Here is a 3,852-nt window from a genome sequence, read left to right as displayed (position 1 = left end):
GCATATTTATTTGTACATTTTAAAGAGAAAACAACACCAGATGGAGAACAAGTTTATTTTTCAATAAGTAAAGATGGAATGAAGTGGGAAGAGTTAAACGAAGGACTGCCAGTACTGTGGGCATATTATGGAGATAAGGGCGTAAGAGATTTTACAATAAAGAGAAATGATAGTACAGGAAGATACTATATCTTTGCAACCGATTTAAGTCTATCCTATGGAATGAGAAACCAATACCAAAACTCATGGAAAAACGCAGGAGAAAAGGGCAGTAAGAACTTTTCTGTATGGGAGTCAGACAATTTAGTAGATTGGTCAGAACAAAGATTAGTAAGTCTTGCTGATGAGAACTATGGTTGCTTATGGGCACCAGATATCATCTATGATAAAGAAAACGAGAATTATGTTATTCACTGGTCATCAAGCCATAAGAGCAATAACTATGGATTTAAGAAGATTTACTATAGTAGAACAACCGACTTTATAGAATATACAAAACCAGAAGTATTATATGAAAAAGAAGATAGTGGAATTATTGATTCAGCAATTTATGAAGAAGATGGAACATACTATATGTTTGTTAAGAGCGAGAGAAATCCATCGAAGATTATCATGCTTCGTTCGAATCATGCAGTAGGACCATGGGAGAGAATGGAAGCCTTTGATGAGAGTATGGCTGACGTAGAGATTGGAATGTATGAAGCACCTACCGCAGTAAAATTAGAAGATGGAAGATGGTGTCTATTCCTTGACTATTATGGACAAACTGGGCCGAATCAAGGGTATGTACCTTTTATATCAGAAGATATAGCAAGTGGTAAATTTGTACGCTCTGAAGAAGCATTTTCCTTCCCTTATAAATTCAAACATGGAACTATTCTTACAATAGACATGGACGATTATGAAAGAATCAAAAACTACGATTGGAGGAAATATTGGTATGCAGAATAAGGAACATTCAACAAATATAAAAGTACATATTGATGTAGACAATAAAGTAAGCCCAATGGGAGATCTGTTTGGATTATTCTTTGAAGATTTGAACCATGCTGCCGATGGTGGATTGTACGCAGAGATGCTTCGAAACAGAAGCTTTGAATTTTCACCAGAAGATAATGAAAGTTATACGCATCTTACTGGATGGAGTGCAGTAGGTGAAGAAACAGATGTTGCATTAGAAGTAATCGAAGAAGAAAGAGAAGATAAAAAACAACATCACTATATCCGTATGAAAGTAAATACAGCGGGCTGTGGAATGCAGAACCAAGGTTTTAATGCAGGGCTTAATCTACAGGAAAATCAAAACTATCTATTAACATGCTATGCAAAGAATAAAGATATAAAAAATGAAAATATAGAAAATGCAGATGAAAATAATACAGACAAAAACAATACAGATACAAGTAATACCAATGTATTAACCGCAGGCTTGTACAATAAAGATAATACGCTAATTTCAGAACAGGAAATTCTATTATCAGAAGATTGGAATAAATACGAAGTTGTACTCTCATCTTCATGCACTGACCATGAATGTAGTCTTCGCTTGACACTTCCAAAAGCGGGAGAGGTATATTTAGACTACGTATCCTTATTCCCAGAGGAAACATTTTGTCGTCGTAAAAATGGTTTGAGAAAAGATATTGCGCAAGCATTAGCAGATATGAAACCAAAATTCATGAGATTTCCAGGTGGTTGCCTAGTGCATTGTGGTACGGTGGATGCAGAAGACAGACATTCTATGTATCGTTGGAAGAAAACAATCGGAGAGGTGGAGAAGAGATATCCAAAGAGAGCAAGCTGGGGATATCATCAAACATTAGGACTTGGATTCTTCGAATATTTTCAATTCTGTGAAGATATCGGAGCAAAACCACTTCCTGTAATCCCAGCAGGATTTGACCCACATACACAAATCGGTGCACCACTTTCCGAGATGCAGGAATGGATTGACGAAGCATTGGATTTGATTGAATTCGCCAACGGAGATACGAGTACAACATGGGGGAAAATCAGAAGCGATATGGGACATCCCGAATCGTTTAATCTGGAATATCTTGCAATTGGTAATGAAGAGCAAGGACAAGGATTCTTTGAACGATATGCGATTATGCACAAGGCAATCAGAGAGAAAAATCCAGATATTAAGATAATCAATTCTGCTGGGCCTTTCTGTTCTGGTGGAGATTTTGAAGCAGGTTGGAAATCAGCAAGAGAATTAAAATCGGATATGATAGATGAGCATTACTATCAAGCACCAGAATGGTTTGTTGCAAACCATCATAGATATGATAGCTATAATCCAGAAGATCCGAAAGTATTCTTAGGGGAATATGCATCAGAAGGAAATCTATGGTATAACGCTTTGACGGAAGCTTCCTACATGATTGGATTAGAGAGAAACTGTGATAAGGTTGCACTTGCATGTTATGCACCAATGTTAGCGAATGTTGACTATGTCAACTGGAGAGATGCAAACATGATTTGGTATGACAATCATCAATTACTATTGACACCAAGTTATTATGTACAGAAGTTATTCATGAATCATCAAGGTGACGATTTGTTAGATATAAAGATAGAGACCGATTTGCCAGTGGAAGACTGGACACCAGATGGAGAGATGACTGTAGGTAAAGTAACACTAAAAGGTATCCGCTCAGAGGTAGAGTATACGAATATAAAAGTTGCTACTGAGAGTGGTGTAGAATTTGCAACTATGGAAGCGTGTAGCATTAATGCGGAAACACCTGAAGTAACAGTTTGTGAAGTTAACGAAAAGGCATACTCTATTTCCTTTCAAGCAAAACAAGTATCCGAAGAGGGCGTAGGATTCCTTGCATGCTTTGCGGAAAAAGAGAATGGCAATATGATGAATGTAAGCTTCGGTGGTTGGAACAACGCCAATAGTGCAGTAAATGAAATCATAGATGGCAAACAAATCTGCATGTGTCAATATCCATTCCCTGTAGAACGAAATCGTGTCTATGATGTGAAAATCATTGTAAATGGAAGAAAGATTCAAGTATATGCAGATGGTGTATTATATCAAGATGTGGAACGAGATCATTTATTAGTAGAACCGTTATATTGCAGTTCCAGCATTGAGAAGGAAAGTGGAGATGTTATTGTAAAAGTAGTGAATTTGAAAAAGCAAGAACAAGCATTTGAAGCAATTCTAAGTAGTACAAAAACATGGAATTACACAGCCTATGTTATGAGTGGCTATGAGAGAAGGGATTGTAATGAACTTGGTATCGATAAAGTGAAACCTCTTGAAGAGAATGGGGTTGCAGTAGAAGGCAGAATACAGTACAAAGTTCCAGCAGAATCTTTTATTGTGTTCCGACTAGAGTGTGAAGAGAAAATCTAAGGCATCAATAACCACCAGAATGGAGGGGTAGAGATGAAGAAGGGTAAAGTAAAATTCTATAAAAGTATAATATCTAAGATAGTCATTGCATTCTTAATTCCCGTTAGCTTTATTGTAATTGTGGGTATTACGGCATATCAAAAAGCGGCGAGTGCATTAGTAACGAAATACACGCAGTCTAGCGAACAAGCATTGCTTATGACAACGAACTATATTGATTTCGGTCTTGACGGTGTGAAAACTACAGCGAATCAATATCTATTAGATGAAGAGATACGAAATTATTATAATGGACTATATCAGTCGAGCAGTAAGCAAGGAGAAAGTAAGATTGTTTATGATTCCATAAAGAATAAATTGTATGCAGAGCAGACAACAGATAAATTTATTAAAAACATTTATATATTATCTGAGAGTGCAGGGATGCATACAACTGGAAATGTAAGCGAAACATCACTCAATGCAAAAGCAACAACAGA

Annotated in this window: 3 protein-coding genes; all 3 read left to right on the top strand. The window is 36.6% G+C overall.

Annotated elements, in window-relative coordinates:
* The coding region (locus RMR19_RS04170; RefSeq protein WP_310602239.1) for a glycoside hydrolase family 43 protein at window positions 1–951 on the top strand (951 nt) is incomplete at its 5' end.
* Entirely contained in the window at window positions 902–3,373 is a 2,472-nt protein-coding gene (locus RMR19_RS04165) for an alpha-L-arabinofuranosidase C-terminal domain-containing protein (protein WP_310602238.1), read from the top strand. The genes RMR19_RS04170 and RMR19_RS04165, both read left to right, overlap by 50 nt.
* A 33-nt stretch (window positions 3,374–3,406) precedes the next feature.
* Window positions 3,407–3,852: hypothetical protein (locus RMR19_RS04160; protein ID WP_310602237.1), on the top strand; the 446-nt coding region annotated here is incomplete at its 3' end.

The organism is Anaerosporobacter sp., from assembly GCF_031551385.1.
In the GTDB taxonomy this organism is placed as follows: Bacteria; Bacillota; Clostridia; order Lachnospirales; family Lachnospiraceae; genus Anaerosporobacter.
Note: the sequence above shows the minus strand (reverse complement) of the source record. Positions and strands in the feature narration are given on the sequence as shown.

What these genes read in the sequence shown, in the direction of transcription:
- RMR19_RS04165 (WP_310602238.1), top strand. Translation starts at nt 902, where the DNA reads ATGAAAGAATCAAAAACTACGATTGGAGGAAATATTGGTATGCAGAAT.